Source organism: Limosilactobacillus reuteri (genome assembly GCF_002254085.1).
In the GTDB taxonomy this organism is placed as follows: Bacteria; Bacillota; Bacilli; order Lactobacillales; family Lactobacillaceae; genus Limosilactobacillus; species Limosilactobacillus reuteri_K.
The window spans coordinates 1-447 of the sequence record NZ_NGPY01000080.1; the positions used below are offsets into that span (position 1 = coordinate 1).

Here is a 447-nt window from a genome sequence, read left to right on the forward strand (position 1 = left end):
ACGTGAGACAACACGTGGATCACGAGGCGCGTCTACAAGTTCATCAGATAGTGTAGCACCAAGTGCAGCAACGAGCGAAGCAACGAGCACCTAGGCGAGTGCGTCAACGAGCGCCGCAACGAGTGCATCAAGGAGTGCGTCAACGAGGGCAGCGACGAGCGCGTCAACAAGTGCGTCAACAAGTGCGTCAACGAGCGCCTCAACGAGTGCCTCAGTAAGTGCCTCGACTAGTGCGTCAACGAGCGCTTCAACGAGCGCCTCGACGAGCGCAAGCACGAGTGCATCAACAAGTGCGTCAACCAGTGCGTCAGCAAGTGCCTCGACGAGTGCGTCAACGAGCGCCTCAACGAGTGCCTCAGTAAGTGCCTCGACTAGTGCGTCAACGAGCGCTTCAACGAGCGCCTCGACGAGCGCAAGCACGAGTGCATCAACAAGTGCGCAACCACG

Annotated in this window: 1 protein-coding gene; it reads right to left on the reverse strand. The window is 58.8% G+C overall.

The window, feature by feature from the left end:
- Window positions 1-90 precede the first annotated feature (90 nt).
- A partial coding sequence (locus tag CBG10_RS11335; RefSeq protein ID WP_179231263.1) for a hypothetical protein occupies window positions 91-447 on the reverse strand: 357 nt, incomplete at its 5' end.